The organism is Amycolatopsis coloradensis (assembly GCF_037997115.1).
Classification (GTDB): domain Bacteria; phylum Actinomycetota; class Actinomycetes; order Mycobacteriales; family Pseudonocardiaceae; genus Amycolatopsis; species Amycolatopsis coloradensis_A.
Window position 1 is genome coordinate 3,106,219 of record NZ_CP150484.1, and the last position, 20,914, is coordinate 3,127,132.

20 protein-coding genes and 1 pseudogene are annotated in these 20,914 nt (G+C 69.2%); 10 read left to right on the plus strand and 11 right to left on the minus strand.

The genetic code is table 11. The features are described 5' to 3' along the window. Positions 1 to 57 precede the first annotated feature (57 nt). Positions 58 to 897, plus strand: coding sequence for a class I SAM-dependent methyltransferase (locus tag LCL61_RS14825; RefSeq protein ID WP_340687355.1), 840 nt, complete (start codon positions 58 to 60; stop codon positions 895 to 897). On the opposite strand, the gene LCL61_RS14830 is transcribed toward LCL61_RS14825, so the two are convergent. From LCL61_RS14830 to LCL61_RS14845, 4 genes are all read right to left on the minus strand, one after another. Next, positions 843 to 1,451: a PadR family transcriptional regulator gene (locus tag LCL61_RS14830; protein WP_340687356.1), complete on the minus strand. Its 609-nt coding sequence runs from the start codon at positions 1,449 to 1,451 to the stop codon at positions 843 to 845. The two genes, LCL61_RS14825 and LCL61_RS14830, sit on opposite strands and share 55 nt — an antisense overlap. 88 nt (positions 1,452 to 1,539) lie before the next feature. Continuing rightward, positions 1,540 to 1,920, minus strand: coding sequence for a GNAT family N-acetyltransferase (locus tag LCL61_RS14835; protein ID WP_340687357.1), 381 nt, complete (start codon positions 1,918 to 1,920; stop codon positions 1,540 to 1,542). Positions 1,921 to 1,997: 77 nt separating this feature from the next. Further along, the gene (locus LCL61_RS14840) at positions 1,998 to 2,330 is read right to left on the minus strand and encodes a hypothetical protein (RefSeq protein ID WP_340687358.1); all 333 of its coding nucleotides are present in this window, start codon (positions 2,328 to 2,330) and stop codon (positions 1,998 to 2,000) included. Then, positions 2,330 to 4,498, minus strand: coding sequence for a YcaO-like family protein (locus tag LCL61_RS14845; protein ID WP_340687359.1), 2,169 nt, complete (start codon positions 4,496 to 4,498; stop codon positions 2,330 to 2,332). Before LCL61_RS14845 ends, LCL61_RS14840 begins: the two co-directional genes overlap by 1 nt. Positions 4,499 to 4,858: 360 nt before the next feature. On the opposite strand from LCL61_RS14845, the gene rlmN reads away from it, so the two are divergent. After that, a complete protein-coding gene (rlmN, locus tag LCL61_RS14850) occupies positions 4,859 to 5,965 on the plus strand; it encodes a 23S rRNA (adenine(2503)-C(2))-methyltransferase RlmN (protein ID WP_340687360.1) in 1,107 nt (368 codons plus the stop codon). Between the two features lie 33 nt (positions 5,966 to 5,998). Further along, the gene (locus tag LCL61_RS14855) at positions 5,999 to 6,304 is read left to right on the plus strand and encodes a hypothetical protein (RefSeq protein ID WP_340687361.1); all 306 of its coding nucleotides are present in this window, start codon (positions 5,999 to 6,001) and stop codon (positions 6,302 to 6,304) included. A gap of 100 nt (positions 6,305 to 6,404) precedes the next feature. Here the strand turns inward: LCL61_RS14855 and LCL61_RS42600 are convergent. Further along, a pseudogene (locus LCL61_RS42600) lies at positions 6,405 to 6,596 on the minus strand (hypothetical protein); the annotation flags it as partial. Between the two features lie 180 nt (positions 6,597 to 6,776). On the opposite strand from LCL61_RS42600, the gene LCL61_RS14865 reads away from it, so the two are divergent. Both LCL61_RS14865 and LCL61_RS14870 read left to right on the plus strand, forming a co-directional pair. Further along, entirely contained in the window at positions 6,777 to 7,199 is a 423-nt protein-coding gene (locus tag LCL61_RS14865) for a hypothetical protein (protein WP_340687362.1), read from the plus strand. Between the two features lie 104 nt (positions 7,200 to 7,303). Then, positions 7,304 to 8,119: a DUF1206 domain-containing protein gene (locus LCL61_RS14870; protein ID WP_340687363.1), complete on the plus strand. Its 816-nt coding sequence runs from the start codon at positions 7,304 to 7,306 to the stop codon at positions 8,117 to 8,119. A 14-nt stretch (positions 8,120 to 8,133) separates the two neighbouring features. Here LCL61_RS14870 and LCL61_RS14875 read toward each other — a convergent pair whose 3' ends face one another. Further along, positions 8,134 to 8,910: an acetoin reductase gene (locus tag LCL61_RS14875; protein WP_340687364.1), complete on the minus strand. Its 777-nt coding sequence runs from the start codon at positions 8,908 to 8,910 to the stop codon at positions 8,134 to 8,136. Between the two features lie 77 nt (positions 8,911 to 8,987). Further along, the gene (locus LCL61_RS14880) at positions 8,988 to 9,761 is read right to left on the minus strand and encodes a helix-turn-helix transcriptional regulator (protein ID WP_340687365.1); all 774 of its coding nucleotides are present in this window, start codon (positions 9,759 to 9,761) and stop codon (positions 8,988 to 8,990) included. A gap of 91 nt (positions 9,762 to 9,852) precedes the next feature. Here LCL61_RS14880 and LCL61_RS14885 point away from each other — a divergent pair, with 91 nt between their 5' ends. From LCL61_RS14885 to LCL61_RS14895, 3 genes are all read left to right on the plus strand, one after another. After that, complete coding sequence (locus tag LCL61_RS14885) at positions 9,853 to 10,656, plus strand: sulfite exporter TauE/SafE family protein (protein WP_340687366.1); 804 nt, start codon at positions 9,853 to 9,855, stop codon at positions 10,654 to 10,656. A 127-nt stretch (positions 10,657 to 10,783) separates the two neighbouring features. Further along, on the plus strand, positions 10,784 to 12,769 hold the full coding sequence (locus tag LCL61_RS14890) for a peptidase S8/S53 subtilisin kexin sedolisin (RefSeq protein WP_340687367.1): 1,986 nt from the start codon (positions 10,784 to 10,786) through the stop codon (positions 12,767 to 12,769). Between the two features lie 79 nt (positions 12,770 to 12,848). Next, complete coding sequence (locus LCL61_RS14895) at positions 12,849 to 14,030, plus strand: cysteine desulfurase-like protein (protein ID WP_340687368.1); 1,182 nt, start codon at positions 12,849 to 12,851, stop codon at positions 14,028 to 14,030. Positions 14,031 to 14,287: 257 nt separating this feature from the next. Here the strand turns inward: LCL61_RS14895 and LCL61_RS14900 are convergent, their stop codons facing one another. Beyond that, complete coding sequence (locus tag LCL61_RS14900) at positions 14,288 to 15,724, minus strand: PP2C family protein-serine/threonine phosphatase (RefSeq protein ID WP_340687369.1); 1,437 nt, start codon at positions 15,722 to 15,724, stop codon at positions 14,288 to 14,290. Positions 15,725 to 16,071: 347 nt separating this feature from the next. Between LCL61_RS14900 and LCL61_RS14905 the strand changes: the two genes are divergently transcribed. Together LCL61_RS14905 and LCL61_RS14910 are read left to right on the plus strand one after the other, a co-directional pair. Next, positions 16,072 to 16,896, plus strand: coding sequence for a GAF and ANTAR domain-containing protein (locus LCL61_RS14905; RefSeq protein ID WP_425342004.1), 825 nt, complete (start codon positions 16,072 to 16,074; stop codon positions 16,894 to 16,896). 28 nt (positions 16,897 to 16,924) lie between these two features. Continuing rightward, positions 16,925 to 17,788 carry an alpha/beta fold hydrolase gene (locus LCL61_RS14910; RefSeq protein WP_340687371.1) on the plus strand — a complete coding sequence of 288 codons (864 nt, stop codon included), beginning with the start codon at positions 16,925 to 16,927 and terminating at the stop codon, positions 17,786 to 17,788. 37 nt (positions 17,789 to 17,825) lie between these two features. Here the strand turns inward: LCL61_RS14910 and LCL61_RS14915 are convergent, their stop codons facing one another. The 3 genes from LCL61_RS14915 to LCL61_RS14925 all read right to left on the minus strand — a co-directional run bounded on the left by LCL61_RS14915 (position 17,826) and on the right by LCL61_RS14925 (position 20,914). After that, on the minus strand, positions 17,826 to 18,167 hold the full coding sequence (locus tag LCL61_RS14915; protein ID WP_340687372.1) for a hypothetical protein: 342 nt from the start codon (positions 18,165 to 18,167) through the stop codon (positions 17,826 to 17,828). Positions 18,168 to 18,331: 164 nt separating this feature from the next. After that, positions 18,332 to 19,867, minus strand: coding sequence for an alkaline phosphatase D family protein (locus LCL61_RS14920; protein ID WP_340687373.1), 1,536 nt, complete (start codon positions 19,865 to 19,867; stop codon positions 18,332 to 18,334). Positions 19,868 to 19,951: 84 nt separating this feature from the next. Beyond that, positions 19,952 to 20,914: an NAD(P)-dependent alcohol dehydrogenase gene (locus LCL61_RS14925; RefSeq protein WP_340687374.1), complete on the minus strand. Its 963-nt coding sequence runs from the start codon at positions 20,912 to 20,914 to the stop codon at positions 19,952 to 19,954.

A 20,914-nucleotide genomic window follows, 5' to 3' on the forward strand; every position in this document is an offset into this window, starting at 1 on the left:
AAGATTTCGACCGGATGACCCCGGAACCCGGCCCGGTGTCCCTTCGTTGGAGCTTCCGTGCGCTGGTTTCCCCGAGCCCTCGCCTCCTTCCGCCGCGGCGGTGAGGAGGTGCTGCCGAGCCCGAACATCTGGTACTACCAAAAGGCCTACGAGGTCGAGAACCGCGCGCAGGACGTCGACGACGAGATCTGGCGCGCGCTCGCCGGGTATCGCGATTGGTCCGGTGCGGACGTGCTCGACATCGGCTGCGGTGACGGTTTCCATCTGCCGCGGTTCGCCGAGACGGCGCGGTCGGTGGTCGGGATCGAACCCCATGAGCCGCTCGTCCGCGACGCGCGGAAACGGGTGGGGCGGCTGGAGAACGTCGAGGTGCGGCAAGGGCGTGCGCAGCGGCTTCCCTTACCGGACGCGGCTTTCGACGTCGTCCACGCGCGCACCGCGTACTTCTTCGGCCCCGGTTGTGAACCCGGCCTTCGCGAAGCGGAGCGGGTGCTGCGTCCGGGTGGGCTGATGATGATCGTGGATCTCGATGTGGCGAGTGAGCCCTACGGACGATGGATGCGGCTGGATCTTCCGCACTACGATCCGCCCGGGGTGGAGAAGTTCTTCGCCCGTCAGGGATTCGGCTGCCGCAAGGTGATGACGCGGTGGCTGTTCGAGGACGCCGCCGCGATGGAAGCCGTGCTGAAGATCGAGTTCAGCGCTCCGGTCGCGGCGAAGGCGATCGCGGAGGTCCGGCGCCTGAACGAGGTTTCGTCAGGCTCCGGGGAGAAACGGATGACGCTGCCGGTGGGCTATCGCGTGCATACGCGCGTCAAGCCCACCGGCCTCGTCGTGCCAGGTCACTCCGTGTCCTCGTCCGGAGTCGAGTCCTCGGCCTCACCGAGGATGCCGTAGATCGTCCGGCGTGCCTCGTTGAGCACGTCGACGGTGCGGGCCTGCTGGCTTTCGGTGCCGGCGTGCATCACCTGCGCGACCGCGGCGGCCAGGGTCGCGCCCGCTTTGCGCAGGTTGACCTCGACCGGGTCGACGTCGTGGGCGATCTGCTCCCACGGCGGGACGGCGTCCTGCTGCTCGGCCGCGGCGCGGCCGGATTCGGTGAGTTCGAACAGCTTCTTGCCGTTCTCGTCCTTGCTGATCACCAGGCCTTCGTCGGCCAGCAACTGCAAGGTCGGGTAGACCGAGCCGGGGCTCGGCTTCCAGAAGCCGCCGCTGCGCTCGCCGATCTCCCGGATGATCTCGTAGCCGTGCCTCGGCTGCTCGGAAAGCAGCGCCAGGATCGCGGCGCGGACGTCACCGCGTTTGCCGCGCCGCCCGGGGCCACCGCGGCGGCCGTGCCGGTGCCGATGGCCCGGTCCGCCCGGACCCGGCGGGAAATCGCCGAAGCCGCCGCGGGCCCAAGGGCCGAAGGCCGGTCGGCCGTGTTCTGGAGGGAAGGGTCGTCGTCGCATGATGTGAATCCTCTCTACGTACTGTCCCGACATGTTCACGATATATCGGAAACAGTCGTACGACAACCCGTCTTCGGTGATCTGGGTCTCAGGAGAGGTCGAGCGCGAGCAAATCGATGCCACCGGAGTCGAACTCGCCGACCTTCCGCCAGCCCCAGCGGCGGTACAGCCGCCGAGCGGGCGCCTCGACGCGAGACGCGAGTACGGCGAACCGCTCGGGGCGCTTTTTCAGCAGGTCATCGAGCAGAGCGCGACCAAGCCCGCGACCGCGGAGTTCGGGGAGGAGCGCCAGCTCGTACACGTAGAACAGCTCTTCGCCGTCGAGCCACGAGGGCGCCGGAGCCGTCGCGCGTTCGGGCCACCAGCCGGCTTCTTGCTTGACCCCGTAGGCGAAGCCGCCGAGTGCTCCGCCTTCGCACACTGTCGTCATGGCGAACCCCGGGAGCGCGGCGTGTTCGTCGAACAGCACGCCGAACCGGGCGACGTCGTCCTCGCCTTTCGAGGTACGGCGGTTCGCGGTAGACGCGGCGGTAGACGTCGTCCAGTTCAGCGCGCACGGTTCAGTCTGCCCAGTACCAGGATCGCCACGCCACAACAGCCGATCAGCACCAGCCACGGCAAAGCCGCGCCGTGCGACAGCAACCAGGTGAACGTCGCCGGGGCGCTCACCCGCGCCGCGCTCCACACGAGTTCTTCGAGGCCGAGATAGCGGCCGCGCAGCCGCGTCGGGGCGATCGCGACGGTCAGCGCGCTGCTGGTCGGCGCCTGGAGCAGTTCAGCGCCGGTGAAGACGATCATCGCGAGGGTGAGCACGTTGCGCCGCGATGAGCGGGAACCGGCCGCGCCTGCTCGGCAGACGAGCAGGTCGGCGGCGGCCATCATGCGTGGGGGAGCGGGAAGACGTTGAGTTCGTGCTCGGCGAGCGGTCCGTCCCGCCAGCCGAGCCTCACCGCCGCGTCGGCGATCCTTCCGTTGCCCCACAACGGCGAACCGGCGGGGAAGTTCGAGACGAGCCCTGGGACCAGCGTATGCGCGGCGTGGAATCCGGCGGCCGCGACGTCGCAGGTCGTCAGGTCGACGCTGATCACCTCGAATCCCCGGGCTTCGACGCGGGCTTGGTAGGCCTTGAGCCGCCGTTCCCCGAGGGCGGGAAGGTCATCCCAGCCGCGGCTGGGCAGGTCCATGACCCAGGGGGCCACTCGCTTCACGGCCCGGGGATCGAGGTAGATCTGTTGCTGGCAAAGGAGATCCGCGACATCGGCGAAGTCTTCGCGGTACGAGTCCAGGTAGCGCCGATCGGCCCGGTGCGGCTTGAGGTTGCCCAGATGCGGCAGGTCCCGGCGCATGCCGGACAGCTCGCGTTCGTCGTCGAGGGCGCGGCAGGTGTGCTGGAGCGTGAATCCTTCGGCGAGCGCCTTCTTCGCGGCCTCCAGCGCGTCCGGCCGGGTGGCGAAGCCGATCGACAACCAGCGTCTCACACGGTCGAGTACCACCGCGGCGACCACTGGGACGTCGAACTCGTTGTCCAGGTGGATGAGCGTGACTTCGTAGTCGTCGGTGGCGTCGGCGATGAGTGACCGGATCTCGTCCGGGATCGTGAGCCTGCCGAGGCGTGGCGTGTTCGCCCACCAGAGCATGGTCGTGTCGCGCTCGAGTACCTCTTCGAGGCCGGAGGTGACGGCGTGCTCCTCGGTGGTCCCGCTCGCGAGGCCGGCGATCAGCGGATCGGCGAAATGCGCTTCCCCCGGTCGGCGTTCGTTCGAGAACAGGAACGCCGGAACCCAGACGGGCTCGTCGGTGGTGTGGGAGAAGCCTTCCACCCACGAGCATTCCGTGTCCCGGGTCAGTGGCGCGAACGGGAAACCCGGGGATCGGTACTGCGTGGCCGAGTAGAGGTTCAGCCGTTGCGGGTCGAGTGCGGGGATTCCGTAGCGGGCGAATTGCTTGTAGCTGCCGAAGCACACTTCGCGCTCCGGAGCGAGCCAGCTTCCGCAGTAGCGCTCCACCGCTTCGCCGATGGCCGACTGACGCGCGAGGTCGAAATCGTGCCACGACGTGCCGAAGGCCTGACGGTCGTTGGGCCAGTTCGTCACCCGGCGCATGTCCGCGACATCGACCGCGCAGACCCGCAGCCGGGCGGGCATCCCCGGTGCGGGCGGGATTTCGCCGACGCCGGTCACGATCCCGGTCTGGTCGTCCACCAGCAGTCCGGGATCGGTCGTGGCGGGAACGGGCCGGGCCCGGTCGGGTATGGGGAGGATCGGGCGGCGGATCTCGGTGAGGTCCGCCGGGTTCAGTTCGATCTCGCCGGTGGTCATGGCGGATCGTCCGCCGGAGAGCCAGCGTTCGAGATGGACGGCGAGAGTGGTCAGCGCCCAGCGGGCGTCGCCCGGCCGAAGCGGGGTGGAGTCCGAGGGGGCCGAAAGGAACGCCTCGACGACACGCGGGTCCTGCGCGGCGGAGCGGCGCCGCGCGACGACGTCGGCGAAATCGATGCCGTCGGGCGCGATCGCGGGTCCGGCGATCACCCGGCCGCGTTCCCGGCGCAACGGCAGCCAGCGCACCCCGCTGCCGGCGCACAACGCGTCAAGCGCGATCAATTCGGTATAGGCGGGGTGATCGAAGGCCGCGACCACGACCGCGTTCTCTATGTCCATTCCGGACAGATCGTGGAAGTAGGGAACCGTCTCGACGCTCGCGTACCCGCTGCCGTCGAGGATCTCCGCCAAGGGCTCGACGAGCGCGGGCGAGCCGGTGAGAAGGATCGAGGTGGCGGCGACGTCGTCCGCCCCGGTGTCCCGATCGTGGCGGAGGCAGCCGTCCGCTTCGAGGATCTCCATCATTTCCTCGTAGTCCGGGGTCATGCCGGCCAGCAGCTCGGCGCGGGTCCGGGTGCCGTCGCAGCGGCTCGCCCAGGCGCGGAACTCCCGGGTGGGCGCGGCGATGTAGAACTGCCCCCCACTGGGTGTGACGAGAAAGCAGAGCTCCGGTTCGAGATCGGTGATCTCGATTCCGTCGAGCCGCGGTCTGAACTCTTCGTACCCCATGGCAACCCCATCGTTTCCAGGACGCCCGCCTCGCCGCCGCGGACCAGGCGCGGGACCGCGGCGGCGGGGGCGGCTTTGTCGGCCGGTTACTTGGCGGCGGAACGGTTGTGGACGACCGCGCGGTTGTGGACCACGGCACGGTTGTGGACGACGACGGCGGCGGGGCGCTCGTAGGTCCGTGGCGCGACATGACCAAGCCTCGGTCCGGACGTGACCTCCCGACGTCTCCTGAAATGCGATCCGCACGACTCCGCGGGAAGAACACACGGTCCGGCCCGGGTGTGGTTCACGTGACCTGGGAAACAGCGATCCGGGGCGGCTCAGGCGCGTCAAAGGTGGACATGGGACACTGAGTGAGCTATGACTGCCCTCCCTCTTGTCTTCGACGCGCCCAAGCGCGGCCTCCCGCCGCGCCACCTCGCCGACCTCTCCGCCGCCGAGCGGGCCGCTGCCGTCGCCGAGCTGGGGGAGAAGCCGTTCCGCGCGAAGCAGCTTTCGAACCATTACTTCTCGCGGCTCACGGTGAACCCGGAGGAGATGACCGACATCCCGGCGGCGTCGCGGGAGAAGCTCGTCGGCGATCTGATGCCGACGCTGCTCACCGAAATCAAGGCGCTCGCGTGCGACGACGGCACCACGCGCAAGACGCTGTGGCGCGCGCACGACGGGACGCTGCTGGAGAGCGTGCTGATGCGCTACCCGGACCGCGCGACCCTGTGCATTTCGAGCCAGGCGGGCTGCGGCATGGCGTGCCCGTTCTGCGCGACCGGTCAGGGTGGTCTCGACCGGAACCTGTCGACCGCGGAGATCGTCGACCAGGTCCGCGCGGCCGCCGCGGTGATGCGCGACGGAGCGATGCCCGGCGGCCCCGGCCGTCTGTCGAACATCGTCTTCATGGGCATGGGCGAGCCGCTGGCGAACTACAAGCGCGTCGTGGCGGCGGTCCGGCGGATCACGGATCCCTCGCCCGACGGGCTCGGCATCGGTCAGCGTTCGGTGACGGTGTCGACGGTGGGTCTCGCGCCGGCGATCCGCAAGCTGGCGGACGAGAAGATGCAGGTGCGGCTGGCGGTTTCGCTGCACACGCCGGACGACGAGCTGCGCGACACGCTGGTGCCGGTGAACGAGCGCTGGTCGGTGGACGAGGTCCTGTCCGCGGCCCGGTACTACGCGGACACTTCCGGCCGCCGGGTGTCGATCGAGTACGCCCTGATCCGGGACGTCAACGATCAGCCTTGGCGTGCCGAGCTGCTGGCGAAGCGGCTTCGGCAGCACCTTGGCCAGCTGGTGCACGTGAACGTGATCCCGCTGAACCCGACGCCGGGCAGCAAGTGGGACGCCTCGCCGAAGCCGGTGGAGCGGGAGTTCGTCCGGCTGGTGAACGCGGGCGGAGTGGCGTGCACGGTCCGTGACACGCGTGGTCAGGAGATCGCGGCGGCGTGCGGTCAGCTCGCCGCCGAGAACTGAGTTCTTCCTTTCAGTGATGGAGATTTTGTCGTGATGTATGCCCCCAGCCTGCTGGACCCGGCTGCGGAGGAGCTGAAGCTCACGGACGTGATGGGCCACGGCGCGACAGGTGTCGCGCGCGAGGCCAGGACGCTGCTCGGTGACCGGTTCAGCTCGGTGACCTTCATGTACGTCCTGATGCGGGCGTTCGAGGTGGAGTACATGGCGGCGCGGGACGCTTCGCGGTGGCACGAGTTCCACGGCGGGCCGTACGCGTTGTCGGACGCCGACCTCGAAGCCCTGCTGGCGCCCTGGCTCGGTTCTCACCGCCGTCCGGCGGTCGCGTCGAGCACCGTCTAGGCAGGCTCGGCGCGACCGTTCTTTGTGGATGGTCGGCTCGATTCGTGCCGGCTCCGGTTTTCCCGGTGATCACCGGGAAAACCGTCACCTGAACGCGGTCCACGAGGCCGGCGGCCATCAGCGCCCGGTCCATCGCCAGGCTGCCGTGCGAGCGCAGCGGCACGTCGGACTCCTCCTTGAGCCGGGCAGGTGCTTCAGCCGGGACACCCACGGGTCCAGAGCCTCGCGCTCCACGATCTCCGCGTTCAGCATCTCCGTGTTTCGCGCGGAACGTGGTGGCGCCGAAGACCATCCGCTGTTCCTCGGAGTGCAGGGCGAGGCGGTGCCGGAGGAGTTCGGGGCCCTGCTTGTCCCAGTAGCCGCCCCAATGGAGGGCACTCCTCGTCCCTCACCCTGGCTACGAAAGGGCCCGGCGCCGATCGACACCGGTCCGGAAAATCCGCCACTGGGCCACGAGTGACAGGATGTGGGCGTGTATTGCCTGCAAGCTGCCCTCGTCACCGAGTCCGCACGTGGTGAATTGCTCGATTCGGTCGATGGCGCGCGGTTCGTCTCGCTCGGACATCAGCTGTCACTGATGCCGCTGAGCGAGGCACTCCTCGAAGCCGGGGAATTCTGGACAGCGCTCGCCGAGTGCTCCGAGCACGGCGCCGTGGCGTACGTCGAGGCGGAGTACTTCGGCGGCGCCGGGACGCAATCCGCGCAGGTGTGGGACGGCGGCGAGAGGGTCCTCGGCCCGCTGCACCTGGCCGAGGGCGAGGCCGCCCCGGCCGGCGGCAGTCCGATTTCCCAGGCGCTTCGGCGGCTCGGCGTGGTCAAGGGTGACCACTTCGACGAGTTCGACGCCGTCGGGCTCGGCAGGCACCGCGACACGCGCGACTGGCTCCTCGTTTAGGCGACACACCACCTCCTTCCCCGCTGGGCCGGACGGACCAGTCGCGCGGCGGTCATGGCCGTCGGCCGTGACACTCGAAGGAGACTCAGGAGGAGGTGGACCGGATGTCCGCGACCAAGGCGAGACAGGTGCGGCACAACACGGCCGTCCAGGTGCTCGGACGGATCGGGATGGGGTGCTACGGGCTGGTGTACCTGCTCATCGGGTACCTGGCGGTGCGCGTCGCCGTCGGCGGTGGCGGCCAGGAGGCCGACGGACGTGGCGCGATCGCGGAGGTCGGCTCGACCGCGATGGGCGGTGTGCTGTTGTGGGTGCTGGCGGCGGGACTGGTGGCCTACGGCCTGTGGCAGGCGTTGCTGGCCGCGGTCGGCTACACCTGGATCGACGAACGCCGGACCCGGACCGTCAAGCGGGTGACGTCCGGAGTGCGCTGCGTGGTCGGGGTTTCCTTGGGTGTCTACGCGGCCAGGGTCGCCGCGGGCGCGGGACAGCAGGGCAGCGGCGACCAGAAGCAGCAGGAGTTCACCGCGCGGCTGCTTGAGTTGCCCGCCGGACCGGTCCTGGTGACCGTGGTGGCCGTCATCGTGTTCGGCGTCGCGGTGGGTTCGGTGGTGAAGGGCGTACGCCGGACCTTCGAACAGGATCTCGACCTTTCGCGGCTCCCGTCGGGGACCCGGCGGTGGGTGGAGCGGCTCGGCAGGATCGGTTATGTGGCAAGGGGTGTCGTGTTCGGTGTGGTCGCGGTACTCGTCGGCTATGCGGCGCTGACGCACGACCCGGCCCGCTCCGGTGGGCTCGACGCCGCCCTGCGGACCTTGGCCGCTCAGCCGTTCGGCACGGTACTGCTCATCGTGGTGGCCCTCGGCGTCGCGGCCTTCGGCGTGTACTGCGTCGGGGCGGCACGGGCCCAGCGTGGCTGAGCCCGTGCCGACGATCAGGAGAACTGGATTCCCCCGTCGATCATCACCGATTGGCCGGTCATGTAATCGGAATCCGGGGAAGCGAGATACGACACGTACGCCGCCACGTCCTCGGGAACGGAGACCCGCCCGAGATGGATCAGGTTCGAGTACTTCTCGATCGCCTGTCCCTTCCGGATCCCTTCCGATTCCGCCAGTTTCTCGTCGATGAGGTCCCACATGGCCGTCCCGACGATGCCAGGGCAGTACGCGTTGACGGTGATTCCGTGGCGGGCCCATTCCATCGCGGCGGCCTGGGTCAGCCCGCGCACCGCCCATTTGGACGCGGAATAGTGGCCGAGCAACGCGAACGGCCGATGGGCGACGATGGAGGCCGCGCCGATGATCTTGCCGCCGTTCCCCTGGTGGATCATCTGCTTGGCCGCGGCCTGGTAGCAGAGGAACATGCCGCGCGCGTTGACGGCCATCATCCGGTCCCAGTCCTCCGGGGTCACTTCGAGCAGCGGCAGGACCTGCGCGATCCCCGCGTTCGCCACCATGACGTCCAGGGAACCCAGCGCGGCGGCGGTTTCGGCGACCATGGCGGTGACCGACTCTGGATCCGAAACGTCCGCCGTGATCGCCGCGGAGCGCCGTCCCGTTTCGCGGATCTCCTTGGCGACCGCCTCTAGTTCCGCTTCGTTGGCGGCGACGTCGTTGACCGCGACGTCGTGCCCGTCCGCGGCGAGCCGGAGCGCGATCCCCTTTCCGATTCCTCGTGCGGCACCGGTGACGAGTACGTTCTTGCTCATGCGCTGAACTCCCTTGTTCGCCTGGGCTTGAACGGAAGGTAGGGGCGACGGAGGCACCGTGGGAGGGGCGTCGTGTCTCACTTTGAGACAGCGGCGCGATAGTCCTTCGGCGAGGTGCCGAGAAGCCGGGTGAACATCGTGGAGAACGCGGCGGGGCTCTCGTAGCCGAGTGAGGCGGCGATCCCGGCGATGGGACGACCCTCCGACAGCAGCGAGAGGGAATGCAGGACGCAGGCCCGCTGCCGCCAGCGGGCGAAACTCAGTCCGGTTTCGGTGGCGAAGAGCCGGTTCAGCGTCCGCTCGCTCACGTGCAGCCGGGCGGCCCAGCCGGCGACCGGATCGTGGATGTCCGGATCGTCCAAAAAGGACTCGCAGAGGGTTCGCAGCCGGTCGTGCTTCGGCAGCGGGAGATCGAGCCGGATCGGGGCGGCCCGGCGGATTTCGTGCAGGGTCAGGCCGATGACCGCGGCGTCCCGCCCACGCGGGGTGTACAGATCGGGTACGCCGACGGCCTCGTTCAGGAGTTCCCGGAGCAGCGCGGAGACTTCGACGACCTGGCAGCGGCGCGGGAACCACGGCACGGCCTTCGGCTCGATGTACAGGCTCCGGGTGCTCACGGTCGTGGTGAAGACCTGATGGACGGTCTCCGGCGGCACGAGCACCGCCCGCCGCGTCGGGATGGTCCACGTGCCGTCGGCCGTTTCGACCCGCATCGATCCCGTCGCGCTGTAGAGGAACTGCGCCCGCCGGTGCCGATGCGGGAGGATCCGGTGCCCCGGCGGGTAATCGGTGCGGATCGCCACCACCGCGCGGTCGAGGTGGTCGACCTCGTCGATGGGGATGTCACGCACCTCACCGAGCCTACGCCGGGTGTCCGGTCCGCGAAAGAAACTGGCGCTCTTTCGAATGCCCGCCGCACCGCGGGCGCCTACCGTCGCAGGAGTGCTGATCGAGATCTCGGTGCTCCTCGGGTTCGGCTGCCTGAGCGGGGTCACCACCGTCCTTTTCGGATTCGGCGGCGGATTCATCACCGTTCCCGTCGTCTACGCCTTCGCGCTCGCCGAACCGGAGCACGCGCTGGGCGCGATGCACGTGGCGGTGGCCACGTCGACCGCGGTGATGGTGGTCAACGCCGGGAGCGCGACCCTCGCGCAACTGCGGACAGGACGGCTTCGCCGCGACTACCTGTGGCCGCTCATCGCGTTCATCGGCCTGGGTGCCGTGCTCGGGTCCTTCGCGGCCACCATGGCCGACGAGAGTGTCCTGCGCTGGCTCTTCGTCGCCTACCTCGCGCTGACCATCGCCGACAGCCTGGTCCGTAAGGGATTCGTGAGCAGGCGGGACGACAGCCGGCCGCGTGCGCTCGGCGGGATCACCATTACCGCGGGCGGGACCGGGATCGGTGCCGTGGCGAGCTTCCTCGGGGTCGGGGGCAGTGTCCTCACCGTCCCGCTCATGCGGCGCAAGGGCCTGCCGATGGCCGACGCGGCCGCGCTGGCGAACCCGCTGAGCCTGCCGGTGGCGGTGATCGGCACGGCCGTCTACGCCTTCGCGGCGACGGGCACGGTTCCGGGCGCCGCCCACCTCGGTTACATCGATCTGGTGGCCGCGGGCGCGCTGCTGTGCGGATCGCTGCCGACCATCGCCGTGACGCGCCGGGTGGTCGGCCGGATCCCGGATCGCGCCCACGCCATCGCGTACCTCGCCCTGCTCGTCACCGCGCTGATCGCGGTCGTCGTGCGGTAGTGATCGGATGAGTTTGGCGGATGTCAAGCCTTGACAAGGCTGTGGCAGCCTGACAAGGGGTTATCGCCAGGCAAAGATCCGACGAATCCTCTATCTCTTTTCGGGAACTTGCGCCAAGATCTCCCGCATGAAACTGAGATCGATCACCAAACGCATGTTCGTTCTCGGACTGCTGACGGCTCTCGGGACCACCGGGGCGACGTCGGTGGCCACCGCCGAACCCCAGCTGCCGCCCGCCGAGGTCAACGCGACCGGGCTGCCACACGGCGCCTGGGACCCGGTCGGCCCGAACAGCGTCGGCGGGCTGCTGGCGGTTTCGCCCGCCGGGCTCGCGATGATGGTGCCCAGCCCGCCCGCCCTGTGGCTCTCCGGCGACCGCGGCGCCTCGTGGACCGTGCGCAGGGGGATGCCGGCGGACACCGCCATCCAGGGAATCTTCGCCGATCCGGTGAACCCGGACCGGATGCTCGCGGTGGGCAACTCGCCCGGCGGGATGCCCGGCGAGTGGCACGGGATGCTGCTGCGGACCACCGACCGTGGTCAGAGCTGGGAGACCCTGCGCGAGTGGTACCCCGACGGCGCGTTCGGGATGGCCACGGACCCGACGGGCCGGGTCGTCGTGGTGCAGAACCTCGACTCGCTGAGCGTCAGCATCGACGGCGGCGAGCACTGGAACGACGTGCCGAGGACCTGGCCGCGCGAGGGGATCGCCTCGCCGGTCGGCGCGCTCAAGCTCACGATGGTCGGCGACGACGCCTACTTCACGACGGTCTACCCCGAATACGCGCTCTGGGTGGTCCGCGGGGTCAGCGGCAAGGAACGGCGGGCGGAACTCGTCTACCGGACCAACGGCGAGGTCAATCAGGTCGCCGCGGACGGCGAGCGGCTCGTGGTCACGGTCGGCCCCGAACTTCACGGTTCGGCCGACGGCGGCAAGACCTGGACGGTGCTGCGCCGCGAGCCCGGTGGGCAGACCCTGCGCGAACCGCGTTTCGTCGGCGGACGCCTGTACGTCTCGACGTATAACGACATAGACGCCAGCACGGACTTCGGCCGTACCTGGACCCGCAAACCGGCGCCCGCTCCCGGCGAGGGTGTCAGCGACATGATCGATCTTCCCGCCGTGCCGGGCAAACCCGCCACTACGCTGATCTCCTCTCTGTACCGCGGCGTGTACGCCGACGGCGGCAAGAGCGGATACCAGCAGATCGGCGTGCCCGGGGAGACCATTCGCGACCTCGTGACCACCGGGAACCTCCTGCGGGAGAGCGTCGTCGCGGCCGGTGTGCAGGAGATCTACAACACCCCGCTCCCGCGCGGCAAGGTCTCCGCGTCGGACCGGGTCTGGCAGTCCCACCCCACCGACCGGCTGCACGAGGACGCGAGCCTGTCCGTCTCGCCGAGCCGCCCGGACGTCGTCTGGCAGGTGACCAGGAACGGGTTCTCGCTCGACGTGCTGCGCAGCGGTGACGGCGGGCGGACCTGGCAGTTCGCGGCGAAGGCGAAGGAAGGACTCCCCAGGGCGATCTTCGCCCACCCCGCCGACCCGGACCGGCTCCTCGTATCGGCCTTCGCCCCCGGCGGCTACGTGCTCTACCGCAGCGACGACGCGGGCAAGACCTGGGAAAAGCTCGCGACCGACAGCGGCTTCCTCACGTTCGCCGGTGATCCGTGGAACCCGAACCGCGTCTGGGGCGGGGACTCCGGCGGTCTGTCCCGCTCGGACGACGGCGGCAAGACCTGGACCCACGTCACGAGCGAACCGGTCAGTTCGATCTCGGTCAGCCGGTGGGGTGGCGGCCGCGTGCTCATCGGCGGCGCGGGCATCCACCTGAGCGAGGACGGCGGCCGGACGTTCCGCCGGGTTCGCGACGGCGAAGACCCCCGTGAGATCAGCCGGATCCTGCCGCATCCGTTCGACTTCCGGGTGTGGTTCGCGAGTGATTCGACCGGGGGAGGCGTGCTGCGCAGCACGGACTTCGGCCGCACCTGGTCGCCCGTGCCCGGCGCGCTGCCCGATCCCAGGGTGCTCTCCCTGGCGATCAGCGCGGACGGCCGGTATCTGTTCGCCGGCACCGCGCAGTCCGGCGCGTACCGGTTGAAGCTGTACTGAGTCCTGGCGCTTCGTGGCCGGAGAAAGTTCCGGCCACGAAGCGTTTACTCGGTCCTCGCCGAATGTCAGAGTCGAGGGCATGGCCATCGACGTCGCCGCCCTCCGGCTCCATTTCCCTTCCCTCGCCGACGGAACCGCCTTCTTCGACGGACCAGCGGGTACCCAGACACCCCGGCCCGTCGCCGACGCCATCGCCCGGACACTCACCGGGCCACTGTCGAACCGGGGCAAGGTCTGTCCGTCCGAACTCAACGCGGAGAACTCCGTCGCCGCGTTCCGAGCCGCCTACGCCGACTTCCTCGGTGTGCCCGCCGAAGGTGTCGTCCACGGCCGCAGCGCCACCCAGCTGACGTACGACTTTTCCCGGCACCTGGCCAAAAGCTGGCGTGAGGGCGACGAGATCGTCGTCAGCAGGCTCGATCACGACGCCAACGTCCGGCCGTGGGTCCAGGCCGCAGAGCGAGCCGGGATGACCGTCCGCTGGCTCGACATCGATCCTCTGACCACCGAACTGGACCTCGATTCCCTGGTCCTCACCGAAAGGACGAAACTGGTCGCGGTCACGGCGGCTTCGAACGTCCTCGGCACGAAACCGCCGATCCGCCGGATCGCCGATCTCGCCCACGACGCCGGGGCGCTGGTGTTCGTGGACGGAGTGCACTACGCCGCCCACGACCTGGTGGACGTTCCCGCGCTGGGAGCGGATTTCTTCGTCTGCTCGCCGTACAAGTTCCTCGGCCCGCACTGCGGGGTGCTCGGCGCGTCGCCGTCCCTCCTCGAAACCGTCGAGCCGGACAAGCTCATGCCGTCGCCCGACACCGTGCCCGAACGGTTCGAATTCGGGACGCTGCCCTACGAAATCCTCGCGGGCGCGACGGCGGCCGTGGACTTCCTCGCCGCACTCGACCCGGGGCCGGCCGGATCGCGACGCGACCGGCTGACGAACTCGATGAACTCGTTGCACGAGCACGAAAGCCTGCTGCACACCAGGCTGGAGAAGGGATTGGGCGACGCCGTCACCGTCCACGGCAAGGCCGCCGACCGGACGCCGACCGTCCTGATGAGTCTCGGCGGGCGCGAGCGCGAGGCGCAAGAGTCTCTCGCCGAGAAGAATGTCGTCGCGCCGGCGGGGTCCTTCTACGCCTACGAAGTCTTCGCGGCCCTGAAGCTCGAGGACCCCGCGCTCCGCGTCGGGCTGGCACCATACACCAGCACGGAGGACGTCGACAGGCTGCTGGACGGGCTTTCGGCGTTCGGGTGACGACCACAGTGGACACTTCGGCGTGCCGAATGCCCGGTTTCGCGTGCCTGATGGGACGACATGCGTGATCAGACGGACGACACGCGTGACTGGATGGACGACACGCGCGTGGCCACCGCTCCACGCGAACCCCCCCCATTGCACACCGGCAGTACTGACCACTTGGCCTCACCACCCCCAGCCGCTGCGCATCCGCTTGTGGCCCTTACGGACCGGGCCCGCGACGCGTCTAAGACGCTTAACTCGAACAGGTTGGATCACCCCGTACCCGGCCAGCGAGCGACCAGAAGTCCGGCGTCGCCCGCGAAACCGTTGCGGCAGTGGGAGTTCGCCGCCGCGAGCACACGACGGACGATTTCCGGCGGTACGTGCCCGGCGCCGGCGGCCAGGCTGTCGGCGAGCGCGAACCGTCCGCCGTCGGCGGCGCGTGTTCCCGCGAGGCCTTCGGTGTGCAGGACAAGGAGATCTCCGGCCCGGAGGCGGGCGGTCGTGATGCGCCCGGGGCCTCCGTCGCCGAACGGTGGCCGCCGTTCACTGTCCACTGTGGTCGGTTCGTGCCCGGTGCCGAGCACGAGCGGTGGTTCCCCGCCCGCTTCGAGATGGCGCAGGGCTCCATGGGTGAGGTCCACTTCGGCCAGTGTGCCGCGGACCGTGGTGCCGTCACCGAACTGCGTCGAAAGCGCTTTGTCGACAGCGCGCTCCTGACCACGTAGATCCTGGCCCTCGCGGCGAGCGGATCGGTAGGCGGCGAGCGCCGCCGACACCACCAGGCCCGAGGACACGGTGTCCCGGCCCGCGTCGAAGATCGCCAGCCACGCCGTCGTTTCGGAAAGGGCGTAGTCGAAGCTCACTCCGCGAACGTCGTAAGCCGGTTCGACGCCGCCCGCCACCACGAAGTCGCCCGTCGCCGCCGTCGACGGGGGCAGGTTCTGCCAAAGCAGCTCGGCGGTGGGGCCGCGCCGTCTTCGACGCCGGGGCATGTCGAGGCCGTCGCCGTAGCGCATCGCGGCGGCGATGAGGTGGCCGGACAGCGAGGCGAGCCACTGGCACTGGGTGCGAAGGGTGTGGTCGTGCAGGTCCGCGTCCGTGGTGGCTTTGATCTCGAGCACGCCCATCCGCTCGTCGCCGTCCAGCAGGATGGCCCACAACCGCGGTCCGCTCGGCTCCTCGGTCAGCGTGGTACCGGCGTTCCGGTAGGCCCGGCCGGCGGTACTGGCCTCGATGGGCAGCGGCACCCGGCCGGGCGCCCGCTCGCCGGGCAGGGGGAACAGCAGCCGCTGCTCGTAGTCGGCGAGATAGACCGTCAGCTCCAGGTCCAGCGCCCGGCCCGCGGCGGTGACGATCTCGGGCAGCCGCTCGGGTGAGACCCGCTGGGCGCCGTCGAGAAGTCCCACCAGCGCGGCCAGGAGACCGCGGGGGCGGCTGTCCTCCCCGACGTCGCGGCTGTACGGTGCCCGTCGCGCGCCGGAGAGCTCGTCGAGTCGCTCGTTGACCGCGTGGGCCACCATGTCCCGCTGGATTCTGGGCAAGGGGAGCACTCCCCGCAGGTAGGCCTCCAAGTCGGCTTCGCTGACATCGCCGCCCAGTGCGAAGTACCTCAGCCACAGTTGTTCCAAGGTCAGCCCTGTGCGCGCGAAGCAATCGGCGATGATCCGGCGCTGCTCCGCGGCCTGGAGCGAGGACACAGTGATCACCCCCCGGCTTCTCGGCGACACCGGCCCGGGTACCACCGCGGCCCGAGGTGAAACATGAGCGGGACCCGGCGGGCCGGTGCGGAGTTACGCCAGGTGGCCGAACCCGTCATCGCCGGTGTGGCCGGAGGAGACGATCCGGGACGGGCCGAACGTGGGGCGCGGTAGGCCGGGTGATCGCATTCGGCTAAGGTCGGCTTCCGAAAGCGGTTCTGAGCGTTGAGAAGTTAGCGCCGATCCGCCGGTAACCGGGTTGGTTGCGGCGGTTGATGGTGCGCGCTCGGCGCCGGTTCCCGCCGGTGACTCCCGTGGTGCATCACGCCGATGTGCAGAAGTGGGAGAGGCGGGCCTTGGCCGATGAATTCGACTGGCAGCAGGATAAGAACCGATTCGTCGAGGATGTCGGCGACGGCGACCTGCCGGTGACCTCCGAAAGCGGCGCCCGGCTCATCGCCGGGCCACTTGTCACTCAGTTCGTAGCCCTGACCAGGGCGTTGCTGGATTCCGGTTCGATAGCGGCGGTCCTCGAACGGGTGGTCTTCGCGACGCGAGACCTGGTGCCGGGCGCGGATCTGGTCAGCGTCACCCTCCTCGATCCCGACGGAGGGTTCCACACGCCGGTGCGGACCGACGAGATCGCCGGCGAGCTGGATCAGTTGCAGTATCAGTACGGCGAGGGTGCGTGCGTCGAAGCGGCGCGGGTTTCGGGGCCGGCGGCGGCGTTCAGCGACAATCTCGCGGAAGACGCCCGGTGGCCGCGTTTCGGTCCCGCCGCCGCGGCGCTCGGGTTCCACTCGCTGGTCTCGACGGCCCTCCTGCCCGAAGCGTCGAGTTCGCAGCCTTCCGGCGCGCTGAACGTCTATTCGCGCAGTCCGCACGGCATCGCCAAGGCCGACCGTGACGTGCTGCTGCTTCTGGCGACGCACGCGTCACTGGCCTTGGCGACGACCCACGCGGTCACGCGCGGCCAGCTCCAGGAGGAGCAGCTCCAGCAGGCGCTGGACAGCCGCGACGCGATCGGGCAGGCCAAGGGCATCTTGATGGCGCGGCGCGGGATCGACGCCGCGGAGGCGTTCGAGGTGCTGCGGCACACGTCGCAGAACATGAACGTCAAACTCCGGGAGCTGGCGGAGATGCTGTCCAAACGGCATACGGAACTGCAACTGCCGGACTGAGCCGGTGGCCGCCACTACGATCGCGATCATGGGTTTCGGTGAGCTGGAGTTGTCGCGGACGTTCGAGTGGCGTGGCCGTTCGGTGGCGTGGGAACGCCTCGGCGAAGGCGCCCCGGTGGTGCTGTGCCACGGGACACCGTGGTCGGCGCAACTGTGGGCGCCGTTCGCGCGAGCGCTCAGCGCGGAGTTCGCCGTCCACGTCTGGGACATGCCGGGGTACGGCCGTTCGTCGAAGGACCCCGGCCACGCCGTCGATCTCGGGACGCAGGGCGAGCTTTTCGCCGACCTGCTCGAGTACTGGGGGTTGACGGCCCCGCACGTGATCGCCCACGACTACGGCGGGGCCGTATCTCTGCGCGCGAAGCTGCTGCACGGCGCGGAGTACGCCTCGCTCGCCCTTGTGGACGTCGTCGCGCTGCGGCCGTGGGGTTCGGAATTCTTCCGGCTCGTCGCGGAGAACGCCGAGGTCTTCCAGGCGCAGCCCCCGGCGGTGCACAGGGGAGCGCTGGAGTCCTACATCGGGACGGCCTCCCATCGCGGTCTCGCCGGCGCGCAGCTGGCCACGCTCACCGGGCCCTGGCTGGACGCGGACGGGCAACGCGCCTTCTACCGGCAGATCGCCGAGGCGGACGTCCGGTACACCGACGAGATCCAGGACCGCTATCCGGAACTGGCGTTGCCGGTGAAGGTGATCTGGGGCGCGGACGACACGTGGATCCCGGTGGACCGGGCGAAACGGCTCGCCGACGCGATTCCCGGTGCCCTCCTGGACGTCATTCCCGGGGCCGGGCATCTGATCCAGTACGACGCGCCGGTGGAACTGGCCTTCTCCCTGCATCGGTGGCTGACCGCGGAAGTGGGCCGGTGGGGACCAGCCGGGAGCGGACGCTGAACCGCGCCGTCAAGATCGACATCGTGTCATTCGGATATTAGAAGTCGTCTACGTGATATCCCGCCACGTACGCGCTCGAAAGCAGGGCGCCGTGACATTCCGCCGTCGACGGGCCGAAACCGATCGGGACCCAATGCCCGACGGTGTACCAATAGGAGGATCCGGACGCGCAGTGGGCGACCACCCGGTAGGTCTCCGAGTGTCTCGGCAGGTCGAAACAGGTCAGGGAAATACCCTCGCCGAAGAGGATTCCATAGCGATCGCCGTTGCATCCGTAGGGTGGGAACTTGCCATCGGTCGCCGCGGAGGCCGGTGAAGCGGCCAGGATTCCGGCCGCCGAAAAGGCGGCCATGACTAAAGCGGCGATTTTCTTCTTCATTGCTTTCTCCCGCGGCTCGTTCCCAATGGAATGCTCAGATTAGCCGCACGGAAGAATTGTCGTGAATTCATCGGGCAGGTGAAACGAGAACGCGTGCGGTGAACCACGCTGCTCCGAAAGGGCGTCGCTCGCCCCTCTTCTGAGTTCCCGGTTCCCCTTTTGGCCTAGCGCCGCCGGTACTGCGCCGGAGACGTGATGGTGGACCGGTCCTCGTACGACCCGGGCCTGCCGCGATCGACGTGGAACGTCGTCAGCGTGCTCACCGGGGAGCGCGGGTCGCGCCGGTCGCCGATCACCCGCATGTGCGTGCTCCAGCGGCGCGGGGTGACCTCGTAGACGTCGTAGCCGTACCGGTCGCCCTCGAAGTACTTGAGGTGCGGGTTCGCCGCGCCCATCTTCGGTCCGTTCGTGGCGTTCCATTCGGGGGAGTAGGCACCGGAGGTGACCGAATGCGCGGTGAACTCCGTGCCGATCACCGGGGTGGACGGATCCGCGAAGTCCGGGCGGATGTCGTCGACGAACGCGGAGTGCCAGTCGCCGGTGATCACCACGAGGTCTTCGAGACCGCTCTGGGCCACGTGGGTCAGCACTTCCTCGCGTTCGGCGAGGAAGCCGTCCCATTGGTCCGTGAACATGTAGCCGCCGCCGGGCTTCGCGAGCTGGCTCAGCATGATCGAGTTCACCCAGCAGTGCCACGCCTCGCCCGCGCCGGTCACCTGGTCCTTGAGCCATGCCTTCTGGTCCGCGCCGAGGATCGTGCCGTCGGGCAGGTTCTGCGCCGACCGGTACTGCCTGAGGTCCAAAATGGACAGATCGAGGAGGTCGCCCCAGCGGCGCTGCCGGTGGATCCTCGGTGACGAGGGGTGGTCGGGGCGCACCGGCATGTGTTCGAACCAGGCCTGGTACGCCGCCGAGCGCCGCGCCCGCAAAGACGGGGTCGTGCCGCTGTAGTCGTTGACGACCTCGTGATCGTCCCAGGTGATGAACCAGGGGTGGGCGGCGTGGGCGTCCCGCAGCGAGGGATCGGATTTGTAGAGCGCGTGCCGCCGCCGGTACGCCGGCAGGGTGAGCACTTCGGGTCCTTCGTGATCGCGCAGCGGGTTCCCGCCGACCTGACCGTGCTCGTAGACGTAGTCACCGAGGTGGACGACGAAATCCAGGTCATCCCGCGCGATCCCGGCGTGCGCCGCGTAGAACCCGTCGTGGAACGCCTGGCAGTTCGCCGAGGCGAACCGCACCCGCCGGACCGGCCCGACCGGCGCGGTTCGGGTGCGGCCGATCCGGCTGACCTTGCCGAGCGCGTGGAACCGGTAGTAGTACTGAGAGCCCGGCTCCAGCCCGGACACCGGGACGTGCACGCTGTGCCCGAGCCCGGCAGTGGCGGCCGTCGTCCCGTGTGCCACGCGACGGCGGAACGCGCGGTCGGTGGCGACCTCCCAGGCGACCTCGACGGTGTCGTCCAGCGGCTGCTCGAACTCCATCGGCTTCGGCGCGAGCCTGGTCCAGAGCGCGACACCATACGGGACCGGGTCACCGGACGCGACCCCGAGGGTGAACGGCGCTTCGTCCCAGGTCGCGCCCAGCGCCGCCGCGGCCTCCTCGGCGTGCGCGACCGTCATCCGCGAACTCAACGGCCAGGCCAACCCCAGCGCACCGGCGGTGGCGGCGCCTCGCAACAGGTCCCGGCGGTTGACGGACATCGGTGTTCTCCTTTGGCCTTCGGCGGATCGCTCCCCGAGAGCGAACACTCCCAAGATGGCCGGAGGCCGACGTGAGGGAGAACATCAGATGGTGATGACGACCTTGCCGCGAGCGTGCCCTTCGCGCACGTAACGGATGGCTTCGGGCACCTCGGCCAGCGAGTAGATCCGGTCGATGACCGGCGTCAGTTTCCTCGCTTCGATGAGTGCCCGCAGCGTCTGGAGATCATCGTGGTCCTCCGTGGAGAACAGGCCGCGCAGCTTCTGCTTCACGAACGGCCCGACGAGCACCGCCTGCACATTGCGCCCTACCGCGCCGATCCACTTCCCTTCGCTCTCTCCGCCGACGAGGACGAGGCTGCCTTGTGGGGTAAGGGCCTTCCGTAGCGAGGACAGCGGCCGGTTGCCCGCGGTGTCGAGGATGAGGTCGTAGCCGCCGCCGAAGTTCTCGCGTGTGTAGTCGAAAACGCGGTTCGCGCCGAGTGAGCGGACGAGGTCGACCTTGCCCGTTCCGCACACGCCGTCCACCTCGGCACCGAACGCCTTGGCGATCTGCACCGCGAAGGTGCCCACGCCACCGCCGGCACCGATGACCAGGACCTTCTGCCGGGGCGCGACCCGCCCTTTGTCCCGAAGAGCTTGGAGCGCGGTGAAAGCGGAGATGGGGACCGCCGCGGCTTCTTCACAACTGAGCCGCTCGGGCTTCCGGGCGATGTTGTCCACCGTGGTCAGGGCGTACTCGGCGAAGGACCCTTGGCAGGTGCCGAACACCTCGTCGCCCGGCCGGAATCGGGTCACCCCGTCGCCGATGGCGTGCACTACGCCGGCGAAGTCCAGCCCGCGGACGCGGGCCTTCGGTCTCCGTACGCCGAAACCCATCAAGCGCACCAAGTACGGCGTGCCCTCCATGAGGTGCCAGACTCCGGGATCGACCGCCGCCGCCCGGATCCGCACGACCACGCCGTCCGGTCCGGCTTCGGGTTCGGGCAGGTCGGTCAGTGTCAGGACGTCAGTGTTGCCGTACACGTTCTGGGCGATCGCCTTCAC